The sequence below is a fragment of the Methylomonas subterranea genome (assembly GCF_024505185.1).
GTDB classification, from domain to species: Bacteria; Pseudomonadota; Gammaproteobacteria; order Methylococcales; family Methylomonadaceae; genus Methylomonas; species Methylomonas subterranea.
Genome location: NZ_JANIBJ010000008.1, coordinates 94,025 through 114,593, shown reverse-complemented (window position 1 = coordinate 114,593; position 20,569 = coordinate 94,025). Strand labels below are relative to the sequence as shown.

Genomic DNA, 20,569 nt, shown 5'->3' with positions numbered 1-20,569 from the left:
GGCTCAAACCCTTTACCCATAGTAGGGCCCGGCGCCCGGGAATGTTCATGACCGATTACAAACTGACTCACCTGAAACAGCTAGAAGCTGAAAGCATTCATATCATCCGCGAAGTAGCGGCGGAATTCGATAAACCGGTCATGTTGTATTCCATAGGCAAAGACTCGGCGGTCATGCTGCACTTGACCATGAAGGCCTTTTATCCCGGCAAGCCGCCGTTTCCATTATTGCACGTCGACACCACCTGGAAATTCAAGGAAATGATCGAATTTCGCAATCGCATGGCTAAAGATCTGGGCCTGGACTTGATGGTGCATATCAATCAGGATGGCGTCGAACAAGGCATAGGCCCCTTCACGCACGGCAGCAAGAAACACACCGACGTGATGAAAACCGACGCCTTGAAACAGGCCCTGAACAAACACCAGTTCGATGCAGCCTTCGGCGGCGCCCGCCGCGACGAGGAAAAATCCCGCGCCAAGGAACGGGTGTACTCCTTCCGCGACAAAAACCACCGCTGGGACCCGAAAAACCAGCGTCCGGAATTGTGGAACATCTATAACGGCAAGGTCGAAAAAGGCGAAAGCATCCGGGTATTCCCACTGTCCAACTGGACCGAGCTGGACATTTGGCAATACATCCACCTGGAAAACATCCCCATCGTGCCCTTGTACTTTGCCAAGGAACGTCCGGTGGTAGAAAAAGACGGCATGCTGATCATGGTCGACGACGACCGCATGCCGATTGGGCCGAACGATAAAGTCGAAATGAAAATGGTGCGTTTCCGCACCTTGGGTTGCTACCCATTGACCGGCGCGGTCGAATCCACCGCCACCACGCTACCGGAAATCATTCAGGAAATGCTGCTGACCACCACCTCCGAACGCCAGGGCCGCTTGATCGACCACGACCAAGCGGGCTCTATGGAGCAGAAAAAACGAGAGGGTTATTTTTAAAGTTACTATCGAAGTCGCAGATGATTAACAGCGTCCAGCTAAAAAACTTCGGCCCACTCACCGAGCTTGATTGGCAAAACTTAGGCCCGATCAATTTGGTAATCGGCAATAACGGCTGCGGGAAGTCGTTTTTGTTGAAGGCGATTTATAGCGCTGTGCGAACATTGGAAGATTATAAACGCGGGGATAATCCGGATAGACCGGATCATATTTTATTAAATAAGCTTTTCTGGACATTTCAAGCAGAAGGAGTTGGCAACCTAATATCAAGGACTGGATCCACCAATTTGTCATTTGGTTTAACTCTCGATGGCCATAAATTTAGTTATCAATTAACCAAGCCTTTTCGAAATGCTATTGATAGTTGGGTGAACGATGTCCCTCCGCGGAAAGACAATTCAATTTTTCTGCCGTCGAAAGAAATTCTGTCTTTCTATCATGTTATTTTAAAATCCAGACAACAAGATCAGGTGCTTGGATTTGACGACACTTATTTGGATTTGGCCCGAGCGCTGCAAATTTCACCGGAAAAAGATTTCATGGATGCCGCTGTTCGCGAAATATGGACAAAAGAGGACGCGCCAAAAAGTGGGTGTGGCTCATGGGACTTTCAAAAGGCGACATCCAGCTTAAAAGGTCTGATTGGTGGAAAGATAAATTATGATGAAACAACAAATCGCTGGTATTTTGAGCAAGAGGAGTTCGACAAAAAGGAACGATATGCCATGGGAGCAACGGCGGAAGGAATAAGGAAAATTGCCGTTTTTGATAGATTATTGAGGAATGGTTATTTAAACGAAAAATCCATAATATTTATCGACGAGCCCGAATCCACTCTGCACCCAGAAGCTATCTCAACATTTCTGGATATTATTGCCATTCTCGCCAAACATGGCATCCAGTTTTTCCTAGCCAGCCATTCTTATGCTGTAGTCAAAAAACTATCCTTAATTGCCCGGCAACAGCAGCTTTCCATTCCGGTGCTGTCCAAAGAAGGCGATGATTGGGTGCAAACGGATTTGTTGCATGATATGCCGGATAACCCAATTATTAACGAGTCGATTCGTCTTTACGAAGAAGAAGTGGATTTGGCCTTCCAATGATCAGCAATCCAAAAAATGATTTTGAACGTCTATTTGGTCCATACCAAGATGGGTATTGTTTTGAAATTGAGAACTGCCAAATACGTAGGGCACTAAACAATAGAGTGAGCAAGCATGGAGCAGGTTTAAAATCAGCTGAATTCTTGCTGTATAAAGCTAAAAGTAATAAGCAGATTATTTATATTGTTGAAGCCAGAACAAATGCGCCAAAACAACTAGATAGTTATATTTCTGAAATACAAGAAAAGTTTGTCGACAGCTTATCTTTGTTTATAGCCATGCATTTAAATAGGCAAAGTCAAGCAGAACTTCCAGAAATTATTATACAAGCCAATATTGCCAGCCTTGATTTCAAAATGGTTCTGGCGATCGAAAAGTATCCAGACGATTTACTCTCTGATTTACAAGATAAGCTTAGAAAGGCTTTGATAAAAACGACCTGTATTTGGAATATAGGCTTTGACTCTGTCATTGTTATTAATGAAAAAAGTGCAAGAAAACATGGACTAATGAACAGCTGAGCCGCGTCTAATTTTGCCTTCCAAAATACCAGATTTGATTTTTATTTAGAAATCCCATGCCTCACCAATCCGGCCTAATTAACGCTTATCTGGCGTAACACGAACGCAGCGAATTATTATGGTTTTTAACCTGCGGCAGCATCGACGGCGGCAAAAACACATTCTCATGATGAATGGGCAAAAGTACCGGTTCGCCGACTGATACCTTCAGGCAAAATTTTGGCAGGATCTAACCATGCAATTACATGAAGAAATACAACAACACCTTGTGAGGCTGGAGCCCAATCTGCAAGCCGAGGTATTGGATTTCGTATTGTTTTTGGAACAAAAACAGCAGCAAGCGTTACCCGGTACGGCAATTGACGATGAAGAGGCCTTAAAGATTCATCAACAATTGATGAATCAATATGCCGACGCCTTTACCAAATTAGCGCAATAACAGCATGGCGCAATTGTTTTTTATCTCTAAAATACTGGCATTGACGATACATAGGCAACAAATTGAACGCTTCGGAGGCACGCAAGGCATTAGAGATGAAGCATTGCTGGAATCGGAGCTCGGCGCGGCCCAACAAATTTGGCATTACAGCGGCGACATTTTTCAAACCGCCGCTCAATATTGTCATTCTCTGGCCAATAACCACCCTTTCTGGATGGCAACACGCGAGCCGCCGCAGCCTGTATGCTGGTATTTTTGGCCGCCAATCATAAACAGCCGGCAATGGACAATACCCAGCTTTACGACTGGATGATCAATTTAGTTACCAGGCAGTTGAGTCGTGATGAACTAGCCGACTTATTGAAACAGTATTGCAAGTAAGCGCTTCATAAAAAACGCGGTACCCTTTATTACAAATCAGGCATTTAGGAATCCCATGTCCCACCAATCCGACCTCATAGCTACCGATATCAACGCCTATCTGGCGCAACACGAACGCAAGGAACTGCTGCGCTTTTTAACCTGCGGCAACGTCGACGACGGCAAGAGCACCTTGATCGGCCGCCTGCTGCACGACTCGAAAATGATTTACGAAGACCAGTTGGCCGCAGTACAGGCCGACAGCGTCAAATCCGGCACCACCGGCGCCGGCAAGATCGATTTGGCCCTGTTGGTCGACGGCTTGCAAGCCGAACGCGAGCAAGGCATCACCATCGACGTGGCTTACCGCTATTTCTCAACCTCGACCCGCAAATTCATCATCGCCGACACGCCGGGCCACGAGCAATACACCCGCAACATGGCCACCGGGGCTTCGACCTGCGACTTGGCGGTGATATTGATCGATGCCCGTTACGGCGTGCAAACCCAAACCAAGCGCCACAGTTTCATTGCCTCCTTGCTGGGCATCAAACATATCATCGTCGCCATCAACAAAATGGATTTGGTCGGCTACAGCGAAGACGCCTTCGATAAAATCAAGGCCGACTATTTGGCCTTTATCCAAAATCTGGACTTGCCCGACGTGCATTTCATCCCGATGTCGGCACTGGACGGCGACAACGTGGTCAACCCCAGCCAAAACATGCCGTGGTTTAGCGGCCCGCCGATGATGGAATTGTTGAACAGTATCGAAATCGCCAGCGACCACAACTTCGAAGACGCCCGCTTTCCGGTGCAATACGTCAACCGGCCGAACCTGGATTTTCGCGGTTTCTGCGGTACGGTGGCATCCGGCGTATTCCATAAGGGCGATGCAATCATCGCGTTGCCGTCCGGCAAAACCAGCCATATCAAATCCATCGTCACCTTCGACGGCGAATTGGAAGAAGCCTTTGCCTCAATGGCGGTGACCTTGACTTTGAGCGACGAGATCGACGTCAGCCGCGGAGACATCATCGTCGGCCAACATCGAAACGCGCCGACCATCGCCGACAAATTCAAAGCCACCATCGTCTGGATGGCGGAAAAGGCCATGACGCCGGGCCGCCAATACCTGATCAAACTGGCCACCCGTAGCGTGTCCGGCTCGGTATCGCTGATTCATCACCGCATCGACGTCAACACCCTGGAACATCACGATGCCAACGAACTGAAACTGAACGAAATCGGCCATTGCACCATTGCCGTCAACGCGCCGGTGGTATTCGACCCTTACAAACGCAACAAGTCTACCGGCTCCTTCATCGTCATCGACCGGCTGACCAACATCACGGTGGGCGCCGGCATGATTACCGGCGACGCCAGCGAAGAAGAGTGGTCGCCGGTTTCCGCCGAAGAACGCGCAACCCGTTTCGGCCAGATTGCCTCGGCGATAAGCTTGAGCGGGACCGCGGCCCAACAAGCGGCCTACCATCTGGAACGTAAATTATTCGACACCGGCCACGCGGCAACCATTTTGGAAACCGGCGGAGAGGAATTAGTAAACGCCATCAAGCAAGCCGGTTTGTTGTGTCTCTGCCTGGACGGCAATCCCGCCCAAGCCGATGTATCGTTCAATTGCGACGAATATACGGTCGACGAAATCTATGCCGCACTGAAAAATCGGGGCTTGATTCATTGATCCGAGGCGACCAGTTCGGATGCCGCGAGCTTATCTTCCCAGGCCGGGAAAATCACGGACAAAAAAAAGGGGCTTCGCAAGCCCCTTTAGTTTCGCTGACCGAAAACGCTTATTTAACCGCTTCAGCGAATTTGTTGAAAGCTTCCACCCGTTGTTTGCCGAGGTTGACCAAATCGATACCGTTGTCGATCAGCATTTGAACCAAGCCTGGGGTGCTGTAAACGATTTTACCCAGATAGGCCACCACTGGCACGGCGACGATGGCGCCAAACAAGGTACCGATGCCGAATACGTTCAGGAATTTGGCCATCAGCACGACCATATCCAGCGGCAGCAAAATCATGGTACCGAAATATACCAGCACGATGAAAGTAAACAGAACGAAAACTACAAACTGCAGGAACCTTACCAAAGCAATATTTAGGTTTTTCATGGTTTATTTATCTCGAGAGTCAATTGATGAATCTTAGCGCGGTGGCGGGTTTGGCGGGCAAACGATTTCAGTCGCAAACTGGCCGGCATTATAAAATAAAACCCCTACGCTTACTCAACTTTTTGTCGTTCAAATGGCGCGTGCATCAGGCTTCTTCCCTGGGTTCGACATCGATGCGATAGCCCACCGGCTTATCAATGAACCACGGGTGAATCAAGGCGCCCACCACGAAACCGCCCAAATGCGCCCACCAGGCGGAATTACCGCCCATGCCGGGAAACAAGGCGGCGGTGCTGAGCTCCTGCAACTGCAGGATGACCCAGACCCCCAAAAAGGCAATGGCGGGGATTTCGAAAAACAAGGGAAAGAACAGAATCGGCACCATGATGACCACGCGGGCGTAGGGAAAGCGAAAAAAATAAGCTCCCAATACCCCTGCTATCGCCCCGGACGCTCCCACCACAGGCACCACCAGATTCTGCGAGAAGTACCATTGAATATAAGTCGCCGACAAGCCGCATATCAGGTAAAAAACCGCAAAACGCCTGTGCCCCATCAAGTCTTCGATGTTATCGGCGAAAATCCACATGAACATCATGTTGACCAGCAAATGCGCCCAGCCGCCATGCAAAAACAGGCTGCTCAAAAAGGAAAAATAATAATCCGGCGGCAAACCGAAGTGTTGCGACCAGGTCGGGTTGCTATACCGAAAAGGCACCATGCCGTACATATACAGAAAATGCTGCGCCACGGAGTCCGGCATCAGCAACATCACAAGATAAACCCCGATACAAATCGCCATGATGCCCCAGCTGACATACGGAGTCGTGTTGCATGGTATCGAATCTCTGATTGGTATCATTTCGAGCTTCCTCGGGGTTTAAAACATCATTGAGAGCCTTTTCAAAACATTTCGTTCCATTGTTTTTCCAAGCGTTGCACCGAAACCGGATATGCGGTTTTCAGCTGCTGGGCAAAGACCGAGACCCGCAACTCTTCAAGCGCCCAGCGAAAAGACTCTCGCTCAGGCATGGGTTGGACGGTTTTCAGCTGCTTTTCAACATGTTGCCAATAGCGCCACCACAGACGTTGCAAGCCCAGCGCATCGGCCGAATCGGGCTTTTGCTTTTCCAACCGGAAACTTATAGCCTTTAAATATCGAGGCAAGGCCTGCAACTGCGTCAACGGGGTGTAGCGAACAAAGCCGCTGTAAATCAGCAAGTCCAGCTGGTTTTCCACATCCTGCCTTAAAGCAGATGCAATGCCCGACTGCTTCAACAATTGGCGTATGCGCTGATAGTCTGCCATGATTTCGCCGATCTGCTTGCCGACCAGATTACCCGTGGCAATCAGCGCTGATTTTTTAGCCGCCAAGCGGGCATCGAAGGCGTCCCGGCCGCGAATCTCGCCGTTCTCGACAAACACACCGCTGAATATCAAAAACAATAGATCGTCCATGAACTCGCCACCCCCGCGCGCCGGCAATATCGGGTGCTTGGTGAGTTGGTTATACGCCAATTGCAAGGCCGCCGGCACACCGTGGTTCTTTGCAATATATTGCGCGTCCTTTTTCAATACCAAGCGGTACAGCTTGGTCAAGCCATCGAAGTGCGCCAATTCTGCCTTGCGCTGGGTTTCCAGAATTTTAACCCCGACTGTCTCGCCCTCATCGACGATGGCAGGGTAACCGATAAAAGTTTGACCCTGTTGCATAAACTGCATGGTGTCCGGCAAATCGTCGAAGGCCCAGATGATGCAACCGGTGTGGTTCAGCTCTTCCCTAGCCAGCTTGTCGAAACTGTCGCCGGCCTTTGCGGCATGTTCCGCCTGCAATTTGGCCAAATTGCGGCCGTAACCGATGGCTCGGCCGGCATCGTCGACCACCCTAAAATTCATTTTCAAATGCTCGGGCAAGGCGTCCGGCTGCCATTCGTTGAGAGGAATCGCCTCGCCGGTCAATTTGCGCAGGCGATTGCTCAGCCATTCGTAAAGCGAGCCTTTAAAGTCGGGCTCGATTTCCAGGCAGGCCTTGGCGGTGTTCGGCACCGGTACGAAATGTTTGCGCAGATGCTTGGGCAGACCCTTGATCAGCGCCACCACCTTTTCCTCCAGCATGCCCGGCACCAGCCAATCGAACGGGGTTTGCCGAATCTGGTTGAGCTGGTGCACCGGCACGATCGCGGTGACGCCGTCCTCGTCGTGACCGGGCTCGAAGCGGTAGTGCAGTGCTATGCTCAAATCGCCGAGTTTTTTGCTGTCCGGAAAATCCCAATCGTTGATCTGGTTGTCGTCGTTGCGGGTCAGGTCTTCCTTGGTCAAGAACAAAATCTTCGGATTGTCGCGCTCGGCCTTTTTGCGCCACTGGTCCAACGTGATGCCGCTGACGATCTCGGCCGGCAATCTCTTGTCGTAAAACTGGTACAGCCATTCCTCGTCCTCGATCAAATCGACCCGGCGGCCCTTGTGCTGGATGTATCCCACCTCCTCCAGCAGTTTTTCGTTGGCCTTGAAGAACGGCGCATTGGAATGGTAGTCCTGATTCACCAGCGCATGGCGGATGAACATCTCCCGCGCCGCCTTGGCATCAACGTTCTCGTAAGGCACCTTGCGCTTGGCGGTCAGGGTCAAGCCGTACAACAAGGTTCGCTCGAACACACCGCAGCGACCGGCGTTTTTCTCCCAGTGCGGGTCGTAGTAATTGCGTTTGACCAAATGCTGAGCGCAGGCTTCTATCCATTCCGGCTCGATCTTGGCGACGGTGCGGGCGTAGACCTTGCTGGTCTCGACCTGCTCGGCGGCCATGATCCACTTCGGCCGCGCCTTGTGCTGGCCGGAACCGGGGAAGATGAAAAACTTCAGGCCGCGCGCGCCCAAATACTCGTATTGCTCATGCCTGAAGCCGATGTTGGACAGCAAACCCGGCAGCAAGGCCATGTGGATTTGCTCATAATTGGCCGGGTTGCCGGCGGTCTTCAGACCCAAATCGCCGCGCGCCACCTGCATTATCTGGGTGTGGATGTCATGCCATTCGCGCATGCGAATGTAGGACAAAAAGTTGTCCTGACAGTATTTGCGCAGCTTGCTGTTGGTCAGATGTTTCTTCTGTTCCTCGAAGGCATTCCACAGGTTCAGCAAAGTCAAAAAGTCCGAGTCCTCGGCCTTGAACTGGGCGTGCTTGGCTTCGGCCTGCGGCAGTTTGTCGGCCGGCTTGTCGCGCGGGTCCTGAATGCTGAGCGCCGAGACGATGATAGACACTTCGTGCAGCGAACCCAATTGCGCCGCCGCCAACAGCATCCGCGCCAGTTTCGGGTCGGTCGGAATCTTCGCCAGTTGCCGGCCGGTTTCGGTCAGCTGGCCCTGCTTGTCCAAGGCATCGACTTCGAACAACGAAGTCTTGCCGTCGCGCACCATTTTTTCGTCGGGCGGCTCGACGAACGGGAATTCCTCGATGTCGCCCAGCTTCAGCGCCGCCATCTGCAAGATCACCGACGACAGATTGGTTCTTAAAATCTCCGGATCGGTAAATTCCGGCCGCGCCAGATAATCTTCCTTGGAATACAAGCGGATGCAGATACCTTCCGCAACCCGGCCGCAGCGCCCTGCCCGCTGGTTGGCGCTGGCTTGCGAGATGCGCTCAATCGGCAAGCGTTGGATCTTGCTGCGGGCACTGTAGCGGCTGATGCGGGCGTGGCCGGAATCGATCACGCAACGAATGCCGGGCACGGTCAGCGAAGTCTCGGCGACGTTGGTGGCCAACACGATGCGCGGTTTGTTGCCGGAAGGCTTGAACACCCGCTCCTGCTCGGCGACGCTGAGCTTGGAATACAGCGGCAACACTTCGTAGCGGCCGTTGTTATGCGACTTGCGCAAGGATTCGGTAGTCTCGCGAATTTCGTGCTCGCCGCTCAGGAAAATCAAAATGTCGCCGCGCAAATCCCGGTACAGCTCGTCCACCGCATCGAGAATCGCTTGCTGCAAGTCGGCCGAAGTTTCGTCGTCTTCCTCGATCAACTCGATCGGTCGGTAGCGAATATCCACCGGATAAGTGCGGCCGGAGACGTTGACGATGGGCGCGCCACCGAAATGCTTGGCGAATCGTTCCGGGTCGATGGTCGCCGAAGTAATCACCACCTTCAAATCCGGCCGCTTCGGCAACAGCCAGCGCAGATAACCCAGCAAAAAGTCGATGTTCAGGCTGCGCTCGTGGGCCTCGTCGATGATCAGCGTGTCGTACTGGTTCAGGTAGCGGTCGTTCTGGGTCTCGGCTAGCAAAATGCCGTCGGTCATCAACTTGACCAGCGAATTCGGCGCGGTCTGGTCGTGGAAGCGCACCTTGTAACCGACCGTGTTACCAATGGCCTGGCCCAATTCCTCGGCGATGCGGTCGGCCACGGTGCGCGCCGCGATCCTTCTCGGCTGGGTGTGGCCTATCATGCCGGTTATGCCGCGACCGATCTCCAGACAAATCTTCGGCAACTGCGTGGTCTTACCGGAGCCGGTCTCGCCGCAGACGATGGTGATCTGGTTGTTCCTGATTAATTCGGCAATCTCGTCCTTCTTGCCGCTGACCGGCAAATCCGGATACTCGATCACCGGCACCGAGGCCCGCCGCTGCATGCAACGGCTCACCGAACGCTCGATCTTTTCCGCCAGTTGCTGTAACTGTCCGGTAGTGTCTTTGCCCTTCCCCGCCTCGCTACGCAACCTATCCAGTTGCCGCTTTAGGCCGTGGCGGTCCGCATTGAGACAGTGGTTAAGCTGTTGGGTAAGACGTTTTAACTCTGGGTGGACGGACATAATCTGAGGTTAAACTGACAAATCGGCACATTATAAGGGGTTCACGCACCGCCCGTCCCGACAGCAATGCTCCGTAACCGCGCCGTCCGGACGGGCTCGACTCGATCAAGCAGGCGCCACGGGGCGGTCATGCGTGATCCCGGATTGGCGCCACGCATTGTTGCTCGAAAGCGGTTTCAGGGTTGCGGCACCGAAACAATGCATTCATTGATAAAATTTTTATCGCCAACCGTCACTTATCGCGCTCGAACTTTCACGAGGGGAAACCGGTCAGTAACAAGCGCGGGCGCACTTACTTGCGAGTTTATCCTATATGGCAGGACATAAGGTCAAGGCATCGCGCGGCGAAGCGGTCCGTCCGTTGCGCGATGTTGTAACAGCTAGGGGCAACGCCCAAGTCGCGACTTACATTGCGCAAAGGCTACCCCATTTCATCCAGTCAGTGTAAGCTAGTGCCAGCCCGAATAATCAAAAACAAGGTATCAGGGGGTAATATGAAACAAAAACTGCGTTCATTTATTGACTATTTTCTTTTAGGAGTATTTTCGGTATTGCCAATACTGGTTGTCGTGCAAATCGTGGTATTCATTGAACGCCTGCTGCGCGATACCTTTCTCAGTGTTCACGGTTATTACGAAAACTATTGGATGACCGTATTACTTTTTACCGTAACGATTTTGGGCTTGAGTTTTTTAGGTTTCCGGATTCGTAACGGTAAATCGCAACTTTTTCATTTACTGGAATCTTATCTGGAAAAGCTGCCCTTTCTCAGCACGGTATACAGGGTAAGTAAAAAACTGATAGGCATATTTTCCGGCGAAGGCAAGGACAAGCCCCGCGAGGTGGTATATGTGGAATATCCCAAGGATGGAGTTTGGGTACCGGCTTATGTTACCAACCAACTGGGAGCTTTATATGTGTTGTACGTCCCCACATCGCCGAATCCGACCTCGGGCTTCACGGTGATTGTGGACGAATCCAAAATAATAAGATCTTCCATGTCTTTTGAAGAGGCTTCCAGCTTTGTCATCAGCGTGGGAGTGGATTTCGTGAAACTTGACGATGCCGCGGAGAAACTGCTACCCAAAAAACTCTAGACCGTTTTTTAGCGCATCGGACAGCCGACGGAATTAATCAACGCCTTTATAATATTTAACGAATGACTCCACCATGAAAACAATAGGCTTCACCTTTATCATTGGGACAGTTTTGCTTTATTTCATGAACATGGCAATGCTTAAAACCGCGATACCCAACCTGGAATGGAGCATACATGCGGGAACACGTTTTATCGTGGGTTTTTTTGTGCTTGGCGTCTTCCACTTTTACGGCAAGGCATTCAGTTTCAAAAGCGCCATACTATTGACATCGATTATAGTAATTCTGGATTATCTTTACGACTATTACGTCGAAGCTTACCGCTTAAATTTCGAAATCATATTACACGGTATTTATATGTTGGTTTGGGGGGCTTTGCTGGGCTATCTGACGGCAAAACGTTTTTAGACAAAACCGCGGCCTCCACTTAAATTTTTAAAACATATTTTACATGGACGAACTGTTTCTTTATATCCAAAACCATATTGAATATGCGCCAATCATAATATTCAGCGCGCTATTATTGGCCGGCTTTAACATACCCGTCTCCGAGGATGGCATGTTGTTTATTTCCGCGTCATTGGCGGCTAAAAATCCGCATATGTTGGCAAATCTGTTTATAGCAGTCTATCTCGGCGCATATTTCTCAGATTTGATCTGCTATTGCCTGGGCAGGTTTGTCGGGCCGAAACTGCTGCATATTAAATTTTTCGCCCGCATGGTGCGACAGGAGCAAATCGATAAAATTCACGATTATTATCAACGCTACGGCATCTTCACCTTGATACTGGGCCGTTTTATTCCGTTCGGCGTCCGCAACGGTTTATTTTTAACGGCGGGATTGGGCAAGATGAATGCCTTCAAATTTGCCGGCGCGGATTTGTTGGCCTGCACCATTTCCTCGGTAACGTTTTTTAGCCTTTACTATCGATACGGCGCCACGGTGATCGATTATGTCAAGGAGTTCAATACTGTCGTTTTCATATTAGGCGCACTCATGTTGGGATATTTTTACTTACGGAAACGCGGGCGTTAAACAAACGATTCCTATTTTCCCCGGCGCCCGCGCTTTTGCGGAATAAAAACATTTGCCAGCAAATTTCAAACAGACATTAACCCGCCGCAACTTCACTTTAACGGAATTTTTCGATGAAAATCATCTCCTGGAATGTCAACGGCATCCGCGCCGTGCAGGAAAAAGGCTTTAGGGACAGTTTGCATCAATTCGATGCCGACTGCGTTTTGTTGCAGGAGACCAAGGCCCAGGACGATCAAGTCCATAAAGCCCTGGAAGGTCTCGATCATTACCATGTGTTTTGCAATTCCGCCGAACGCAAGGGCTATTCCGGCGTGGCACTGTTGAGCCGGGAGCCGCCGCTAAGGGTCAGCCACGATATCGGCATAGCCGAACACGACCAGGAGGGCCGGGTGCTGGTGGCGGAATACGAAAAGTTTTTTCTGCTGAACGTTTATGTGCCCAATTCCGGAGACGGCTTGGCCCGCCTGGATTACCGGCAAACCTGGGACGCGGCTTTTCTGGCCTACCTGCGACAACTGCGCGGTCAAAAACCGCTGATAGCCTGCGGCGATTTCAATGTCGCCCACCAAGCCATCGATATAGCCCGGCCCAAGGCCAACTATAATAAGTCGGCCGGTTATACCCAGGTTGAAATCGACGGTTTCAGCCGGTTCGTGGCGGACGGACTGGTGGACAGCTTCCGCCAGCAGCATCCGGACAGCGTGGCTTACAGTTGGTGGAGCTACCGCGCCAATGCCCGCGAAAAAAACATAGGCTGGCGCATCGATTACGTCCTGGTCGATCAGGCCCTGCTGCCCCGCATGCGCGACAGTTACATCTTGCCGGAGATCATGGGCTCAGACCATTGCCCGGTCGGTATCGACATTGATTTGTAATGGCTTTTAAGTGGCGGGTTCCGGCTTGTCCAATAAATCGAACAGTCCCTGCCGGGCATGTTCCAGAATGGCGGTCACCAGCGGATGTTTTAAGCGCCGTTGCGCCGTAATGGCATAAAATCGCTCATACACACCCTCGGCCAAGCCCAGCATCGGCGTGCCGTATTGGCGCTGTATTTCGCTGGCCACGGCGCGAGCCGAAAAAAACAGCCCGGTCCCCGCCGCGCCAAATGTTTTCAGCAAAGCGCTGTCTTCCACCTCGGCCTGAATCGCCGGCGTGATTTGCCGGTTGTCGAACCACTGGTCCAGCGAGCGCCGTAGCGCCACATTGTGCGTGGGCAACAAAAAAGGCGCCCCATTCAGGCAACGTGGAAAATCTTCCCGATAACGCGCGGCCAGTTTGGGAGCGGCGAAAACCGCCACCGCCGATTCGCCTAAAAAATGATTGAATATGCGCGTGCCGCTGGCCGGTGTCGCCGGCACATCCGCCAGCATCATGTCGATACCGTGCAAACCGATTTCCGTCAACAGACGCTCGGTTTTATCCTCCACGCATTGAATCTGCGCCGGCTCCGACAGTTCGAGCACCGGCGCCATCAAGCGGTAGGCGATCAACTTGGGCATGGCGTCGCTGACCCCTATGTTCAAACGCATGCCGCGTTCGGTGGTTCTGCCTTTCAGCATATGACTCATTTCCCGGCCCAGGGCGAAAATCTCGTCGGCATAGTGAAAAACCGCCCGCCCGGTTTCCGTCAACACCAGTTTCCGGCCTTCCTTCCTAAACAATTTTGCCCCCACCGATTGCTCGAATACCGCCAGCTGCCCGCTAATGGTCGGCTGCGCCAGATGCAGCCGGTCACAGGCCGCCGTGATACTGCCGTGCTTTGCGACCATCCAGAAATAGTACAGATGTTGGTAGTTAATACGGTCCATGGCAGGGCTGTTTTGCCTAATCCCAGTTTAAGGAAATGAAACGTAATGTCCGCAACACTTCGCCTGTTTTGGGTTGATCGCGAAACCGGGCCGTTGCAGAGCCGTCATGACCGTTTGCCGGGCCGCGTTGGGAAAATTCATGCCGGCCGTTTCCCGTCGAACATTTTACGGCGCAGCCACTTTTCCACTTCCAACAGCAAAAACAGGCAAAGACCTATGCCGACAATTTCCAGGCCGTGGTCTAAATCGACCGGCCGGGTGTCGAAAAAGCGTTCCATGAACGGCACATAGGTAAAAATCAGCTGCAAGGCGACGACTACGCCAATCGCGTAACCGACGGCCCGCGAGTTGAACATGCGTTTGAAGCTAAGCGCGGAAATCCTCAGATAACGCACGCTGAGCAGATAAGCCACTTCCATCGTCACCAGGGTGTTGACGGCATATGTTCTGGCTTCTTCCAGCGTGGAATCGTGCAGGAGGCTCCATTCGAAAATGCCGAATACGCCCGCCGCAAACAAGCCGGACACCAGACCAACGCGCCAGACCAGAAAACCCGACAACATGGGTTCGCGGGCCGGGCGCGGCGGACGCAGCATGACATCCGGCGCCGCCGGGTCGAATGCCAATGCCATGGCCAGTGCCACGGAACTGACCATGTTCACCCAAAGTATTTGCAAGGGGGTAATCGGCAAGGTAAATCCCAATAATATCGCCAGAATGATGCTCATGGACTCGCCGCCGTTGACGGGCAACAAAAAAACGATGGCTTTTTTCAGGTTGTCGTAAACCGTGCGCCCCTGCTTGACCGCGTGCACGATGGTAGCGAAATTATCATCGGTAATCACCATTTCCGAGGCCTCCTTGGCGGCTTCGGTACCCTTGCAACCCATGGCAATCCCCACATCGGCCCGCCGCAAGGCCGGCGCGTCGTTGACGCCGTCGCCGGTCATCGCCACGATGGCGCCGCCCGCTTGCAATAGCGTCACCAGCCGCAACTTGTGTTCCGGGCTGACTCGCGCAAACACATCGACCTGCCCCACGCGCCGCAACAATTCGTCGTCGCTCATGCTGTCAAGCATGTGCCCGGTGATGGCTTCGGCGGTATTTTGCAGATTCAATTGCCCGGCAATGGCGCAGGCGGTGATTTCATGGTCTCCGGTAATCATTTTGACCCGGATGCCGGCGGTTTGGCATTCCTTGATGGCGGCCACGGCCTCGGGACGCGGCGGGTCGATCAGGCCGAACAAGCCCAAAAACACCAGGCCTTCATCCAGGTCGTGAAAATCCAGTTCGGTTTGATGCGGCCGCGCGGCCTTGCAGGCAAAGCCCAATACCCGCTGCCCCTGTCTGGCCAGCGCCTCTATGGCTTGTTGCCAGTAGGCTGGTTCAATGGCCCTATCGCCATCGGCGCCGCGCTGCAGCGCACACATCGCCAACAGGCGTTCCGGCGCGCCCTTGATGTGAATCATGGCCTCGCCCTGATGATTGTGATGCAAGGTCGCCATGAATTTGTGTTCCGATTCGAAGGGAATCAAATCGCGCCGCGGCCACTCCTTCAAAATTTCCACGGCGGACAGTTCCGCTTTCAGCCCGGCCACCAGCAAGGCGGCTTCCATCGGATCGCCCTGGGTTTTCCAGGCGCCGTCGCGATGTTCTATCGTGGCGTCATTGCAACACAAGGCCGTTTGCAACAAGTTCAACAAAACCGACTCGGACTCCACATCCATGGGCTTGCCTTCGCGTAAAAATTCGCCGACCGGTTCGTAACCGGTGCCGCTGACGTCGATTGGCCCGTCGGTTGCAATCACGCTGCACACCGTCATTTCGTTGCAGGTCAAGGTGCCGGTCTTATCCGAACAAATAATGCCGAGAGCACCCAAGGTTTCCACGGCCGGCAAGCGGCGAATGATGGCCTTGCGGCTGGCCAAACTTTGCACGCCGATTGCCAGCGTGACCGTCAAAATGGCCGGCAAACCTTCCGGAATGGCGGCGACCGCCAAACCCACCACCATCATGAACATGTCGACGGCTTCGCCGCCGCGCACCAAGATGCCGAAAGCGAACACCAAGGCCGATATCAGAATCACGGCCCCGGTTATCCAGCGGGCGAAAACAGCCATTTGTTGCAATAGCGGCGTGGTCAGGGTTTCGACTTGCGACACCATCATGCTGATGTGGCCGATCTCCGTGCGCACGCCAGTGCCGACCACCACCCCCTTTGCCTGGCCGAAGGTCACCAGAGTGCCGGAATACGCCATATTCGAGCGGTCGCCTATCATCGCGTCGGCGACTACAGGATCGGCTTGTTTCTCGGTCGGCACCGATTCGCCGGTCAATACGGCTTCCTGTACCTGCAGGCTCTTGACGCTGAACAAGCGCAAGTCGGCCGGCACTTTGTCGCCGGATTGCAAAAACACGACGTCGCCGGGCACCAGATCGGCGGCGGAAATGTCGATTTTCTTGCCGTTTCGCTGCACCACCGCGTGCGAAGACAACATTTGCTTGATGGCCTGCAGCGCATCTTCGGCCTTGCCTTCCTGAACGAAACCGATGATGGAATTAATGATCACCACCCCCAGAATCACCAAGGTATCGGTCCAGTGTTCCAGCAGCGCGGTGATCAGCGCGGTTGCCAGCAACACGTAAATCAACAGATTGTGAAATTGGCCGATAAAGCGTAGGAAGGCGCTACGCGGTTTTTTTTCCGGCAGATGATTGGGTCCGAAGCGCAGCAGACGGTTCCGAACCTCCTGTTCGTCCAGACCGTGCTCCCTGTCCGCGTTCAGCTCCTGAATGACGGCTTCCACCGTCATCGCGTGCCAATCCGGCGCCTTGTCCGCCGGGGGCTGCGCGCTTGCTTGCGGATTATCCCGCAATGCCCGCTTTTTTCTCAGCTTGATCCAGCCCAGTAATCCCACTAAAGCGGTAAAAACTAACATCACCAGCAGTAAATTCAGATGCGCCATAAAAAACACATCCAGGGATTGGCCGCCGGAACTCCGGCTTGGCAACTCATTCATACCCTACTCCTCGGCGTTAAAGCCGGAAACCCAAAAACCAACAAACGATTGATTTTCAAATGAAAGATGTTTTATTGAGTGTAAAACCGGAACCGATTGCCGCCAAGTGCCGCAATCAGGCCCTTTATTCATCCTGCCACAAAGTTTCTCTAACGACCAGCGGCTAGCAAGCCCGCGCAAGGTCTTCACGGCACACCGTCCGCCGGGCTAAACCGCGCCGACGCCACGGCATTCATGGCTTGGCGCTATGCCCGGCAGTTTATCGGTGGAAAAATTCATACCTAATAAATAGAAAATTTCTATGTTTAAAATTTATATATTCTATTTTTCTATAGCTAGACATTGCTGTAATGTATCTACCGAGTTCAATCCACCGAGATCAGATCATGCCCCGCATTCCCGAATACGACGACAAAACCCTGCGCAGCAATGTCCGACTGCTGAAAGACATGCTGGATGAAGTGTTGCAGCAGCAGGCCGACCCGCAAGCGGCCGCCATCGTGGAACAATTGCAACAGCAATTCACCGGCCTGCAACGCGACGGCAACCCCACCCGCCGCCAGCAACTGCACAAACTGCTGCAGGGACTTTCGGCGGACACCCTCAGCGAAGTGATTCGGGCCTTCAGCCTGTATTTCAGTTTGCTGAACATCGCCGAGGAATCCACTCAGCTACAGCAACGCCGCCGTCAAATCGAAAAACACAAACATTACTGGCGCGGCTCGTTTCACGACACCTTGCTGGGTTTCAAGACCGCCGGCATCGGTGCCGAACAACTGCAACCCTTGCTGGACGACTTGCACTATCTGCCGGTCATGACCGCGCACCCCACCGAAGCCAAGCGCCGCTCGGTGCGCGGGGCCCTGCGTAACGTCTTTGTCAGCAACGAAAAACTGCAAAACACCGGCATCAAGGGTTATTTTCGCGAGGAAGCGCTGGAACGCCTGCAAAGCCAGATCCAATTGCTGTGGAAAACCGATGAAGTGCGGACCCGCAGCATGGGCGTGATCGATGAAATCGACTCCGGCCTGTTCTACTTTCCCCTGTCCCTGTTCGAAGCCACCGCCCAAGTCTATCGCAACTTTCACCGCGCCTTGGTCGACGTCTACGGCGCGGAGGAAGCCGGCAAGGTGCGCATTCCCGGTTTTTTGAACTTCGGCTCCTGGATAGGCGGCGACCGCGACGGCAACCCCAATGTCAAACCCTACACCACGGCACTGGCCCTGCGCCTGCAAGCCCGCACCATCACGCAGGAATATCTACGCCGCATCGACATTTTGAAGGATCAGCTGTCGTTCTCGCTGGGCATGTGCCAGCCCACCGCGGCGTTTTTAGACAGCCTGAGCCAGGACCGCGAATTGCTGGGCGACAGCGCCGTCATCGCGGAACGCGGCTGCCTGCAGGAACCCTACCGGCACAAACTGGCATTGATGAAATTCCGCATGCATCGCCGGCTGGAATTGATAGAACAACGCATTTTGGGCGACAGCAGCCAGTCCGACGCGGCGGCCTATAACACCATCCAAAGCTTTCAAGCCGATTTGCAATTGATCCGTGATTCGCTGATCAGCCACGGCGACCGGGTGATTGCCGACCGGGATCTGCAGGATTTGATCCGCCTGGTGGAAGTTTACGGCTTTCACTTGATGCAACTGGACGTTAGGCAGGAGTCCACCCGCCACAGTCAGGCGGTGGCGGAAATCTTGTCGGCGGCCCTGGGCATCGATTACTTGAGTCTGGAGGAAGCCCGACGTCTGCAAGTGTTGAGCGAAGCCATCGCCATCGCCGGCGGGCTGGGCTATGACGCCAGCGGCCTGAGCGCCAACACCCTGGAGACCTTGGAAGTATTTCAGGTCATGGCGCAGATGCGCAGAGAAATCGGCCACGACTGCTTCAGCCGTTACGTGATTTCCATGACCCATTCGGCCAGCCACATCATGGAAGTGTTGCTACTGGCGGCACAAAACGGCTTGGCGGGCCGGATCAGCGGTCAGTGGTATTGCCACATCGGCGTCAGCCCGCTGTTCGAAACCATAGACGATCTCAACCACATCGACAGCGTATTGCGCGGCCTGCTGGCGCAACCGGTTTACCGCGCCTTGCTGGAAGTTTCCGGCCTGCGGCAGGAAGTGATGCTGGGTTATTCGGATTCCTGCAAGGACGGCGGCATTCTGGCCTCGGCCTGGGGTTTATACCGGGCGCAGCAACAGGTAATGGCGATTTCCGACGACCAAGGCATACCCTGCCGGCTGTTTCATGGCCGGGGCGGAACCATAGGCCGCGGCGGCGGTCCGACCCACGAAGCCATCCTGGCCCAACCGCCGGCCACCGTGCGCGGCCAGATCAAATTCACCGAACAGGGCGAAGTGCTGTTTTACCGATACAACAACATGGAAACCGCGGTTTACGAACTGACCATGGGCATCACCGGCCTGATGAAAGCCAGCTCCAGCTTGGTGCAAGCCGTGGAACCGGATCATGCCGACAACTTGGCGGTGATGAGCGAACTGGCGCAATTGGGCGAACGCAGCTATCGGCAACTGACCGAACACACACCCGGCTTTCTGGATTATTTTTACGAAGCCACACCGGTGCAGGAGATCGGCCAACTCAATATCGGCTCGCGGCCTTCGCACCGCAAAAAACAGGACAGATCGAAATATTCGGTCAGAGCCATTGCCTGGGTATTCGCCTGGGCGCAATCGCGGCAGACCTTTCCGGCCTGGTACGGCATCGGTTCCAGCCTGGAAAATTATTGCGCCGGCAACCCGGAACGCCTGAACAGCTTGCGGCGGCTGTATAAAGACTGGCCTTTCTTCCGTAACCTGCTCGGCAATGCGCAGATGGCCCTCAGCAAGTCCGACATGGCCATATCGGAAGAATACAGTAAACTTTGCAGCGACCCGGCCATCGGCAAAAGCATACATAGTATGATCGCAGCCGAATATCGCCGTTGCGTGGACTGGATTCTGGAAATCGCCGAATGCGAACATTTGCTGGCCGAAAACCCCGAACTGGCTGCTTCGCTGCGCCGGCGCAACGATTATCTCGGCCCGCTGAACTACATGCAGGCCGGGCTGCTCAGAGCGCTGAATCAGGACAGCGAGAACGAGAACAGCCAAAGTATCTGGATGAAACCGCTGTTGCGCACCATCAACGCCATCGCGGCGGGCATGCGCAATACCGGCTAGCGAGGGCGGACTTACCAGTTGCCCGCCCTGAATTCGGCTAACGCCTTTGCACCCTCTGTCATCCGGAGGTGGTGGGCCACCCCCTCTTCCTTCGGAGGGTGT

General features: G+C 53.5%; 16 protein-coding genes. 11 read left to right on the top strand and 5 right to left on the bottom strand.

Annotation, left to right across the window (positions count from 1 at the left end; translation table 11 throughout):
* Nucleotides 1-47: 47 nt before the first annotated feature.
* The 6 genes from cysD to cysN all read left to right on the top strand — a co-directional run bounded on the left by cysD (nt 48) and on the right by cysN (nt 5,081).
* A complete protein-coding gene (gene cysD / locus NP590_RS06070) occupies nt 48-956 on the top strand; it encodes a sulfate adenylyltransferase subunit CysD (RefSeq protein ID WP_256601375.1) in 909 nt (302 codons plus the stop codon).
* A gap of 20 nt (nt 957-976) precedes the next feature.
* Nucleotides 977-2,059: an AAA family ATPase gene (locus tag NP590_RS06065; protein WP_256601374.1), complete on the top strand. Its 1,083-nt coding sequence runs from the start codon at nt 977-979 to the stop codon at nt 2,057-2,059.
* Nucleotides 2,056-2,580, top strand: a complete 525-nt coding sequence (locus tag NP590_RS06060; RefSeq protein ID WP_256601373.1) for a hypothetical protein — start codon at nt 2,056-2,058, stop codon at nt 2,578-2,580. The genes NP590_RS06065 and NP590_RS06060 overlap by 4 nt, the downstream gene beginning before the upstream one ends.
* A gap of 235 nt (nt 2,581-2,815) precedes the next feature.
* Entirely contained in the window at nt 2,816-3,019 is a 204-nt protein-coding gene (locus NP590_RS06055; protein WP_256601372.1) for a DUF2281 domain-containing protein, read from the top strand.
* Nucleotides 3,020-3,023: 4 nt separating this feature from the next.
* Complete coding sequence (locus NP590_RS06050) at nt 3,024-3,332, top strand: type II toxin-antitoxin system death-on-curing family toxin (RefSeq protein WP_256601370.1); 309 nt, start codon at nt 3,024-3,026, stop codon at nt 3,330-3,332.
* 123 nt (nt 3,333-3,455) lie between these two features.
* A complete protein-coding gene (gene cysN / locus NP590_RS06045) occupies nt 3,456-5,081 on the top strand; it encodes a sulfate adenylyltransferase subunit CysN (RefSeq protein WP_256601369.1) in 1,626 nt (541 codons plus the stop codon).
* A gap of 109 nt (nt 5,082-5,190) precedes the next feature.
* Here the strand turns inward: cysN and NP590_RS06040 are convergent, their stop codons facing one another.
* The 3 genes from NP590_RS06040 to hrpA all read right to left on the bottom strand — a co-directional run bounded on the left by NP590_RS06040 (nt 5,191) and on the right by hrpA (nt 10,311).
* Nucleotides 5,191-5,514 carry a hypothetical protein gene (locus NP590_RS06040; RefSeq protein ID WP_256601368.1) on the bottom strand — a complete coding sequence of 108 codons (324 nt, stop codon included), beginning with the start codon at nt 5,512-5,514 and terminating at the stop codon, nt 5,191-5,193.
* A gap of 145 nt (nt 5,515-5,659) precedes the next feature.
* Entirely contained in the window at nt 5,660-6,376 is a 717-nt protein-coding gene (locus tag NP590_RS06035; RefSeq protein ID WP_256601367.1) for a rhomboid family intramembrane serine protease, read from the bottom strand.
* 41 nt (nt 6,377-6,417) lie between these two features.
* Nucleotides 6,418-10,311 (bottom strand): ATP-dependent RNA helicase HrpA, encoded by a 3,894-nt coding sequence (gene hrpA, locus NP590_RS06030; protein WP_256601366.1) that lies wholly within the window; start codon nt 10,309-10,311, stop codon nt 6,418-6,420.
* A 494-nt stretch (nt 10,312-10,805) separates the two neighbouring features.
* Here hrpA and NP590_RS06025 point away from each other — a divergent pair, with 494 nt between their 5' ends.
* From NP590_RS06025 to NP590_RS06010, 4 genes are all read left to right on the top strand, one after another.
* Complete coding sequence (locus NP590_RS06025; protein ID WP_256601365.1) at nt 10,806-11,408, top strand: DUF502 domain-containing protein; 603 nt, start codon at nt 10,806-10,808, stop codon at nt 11,406-11,408.
* A gap of 124 nt (nt 11,409-11,532) precedes the next feature.
* Entirely contained in the window at nt 11,533-11,817 is a 285-nt protein-coding gene (locus tag NP590_RS06020) for a hypothetical protein (protein ID WP_256601363.1), read from the top strand.
* A 43-nt stretch (nt 11,818-11,860) separates the two neighbouring features.
* On the top strand, nt 11,861-12,445 hold the full coding sequence (locus NP590_RS06015; protein ID WP_256601362.1) for a DedA family protein: 585 nt from the start codon (nt 11,861-11,863) through the stop codon (nt 12,443-12,445).
* Nucleotides 12,446-12,558: 113 nt separating this feature from the next.
* A complete protein-coding gene (locus NP590_RS06010; protein ID WP_256601361.1) occupies nt 12,559-13,323 on the top strand; it encodes an exodeoxyribonuclease III in 765 nt (254 codons plus the stop codon).
* A gap of 6 nt (nt 13,324-13,329) precedes the next feature.
* Here the strand turns inward: NP590_RS06010 and nhaR are convergent, their stop codons facing one another.
* Both nhaR and NP590_RS06000 read right to left on the bottom strand, forming a co-directional pair.
* Entirely contained in the window at nt 13,330-14,256 is a 927-nt protein-coding gene (gene nhaR / locus NP590_RS06005; RefSeq protein ID WP_256601360.1) for a transcriptional activator NhaR, read from the bottom strand.
* Nucleotides 14,257-14,393: 137 nt separating this feature from the next.
* Nucleotides 14,394-17,276: a cation-transporting P-type ATPase gene (locus NP590_RS06000; RefSeq protein ID WP_256601359.1), complete on the bottom strand. Its 2,883-nt coding sequence runs from the start codon at nt 17,274-17,276 to the stop codon at nt 14,394-14,396.
* Nucleotides 17,277-17,662: 386 nt separating this feature from the next.
* Between NP590_RS06000 and ppc the strand changes: the two genes are divergently transcribed.
* A complete protein-coding gene (ppc, locus tag NP590_RS05995; RefSeq protein ID WP_256601358.1) occupies nt 17,663-20,467 on the top strand; it encodes a phosphoenolpyruvate carboxylase in 2,805 nt (934 codons plus the stop codon).
* Nucleotides 20,468-20,569 lie beyond the last annotated feature (102 nt).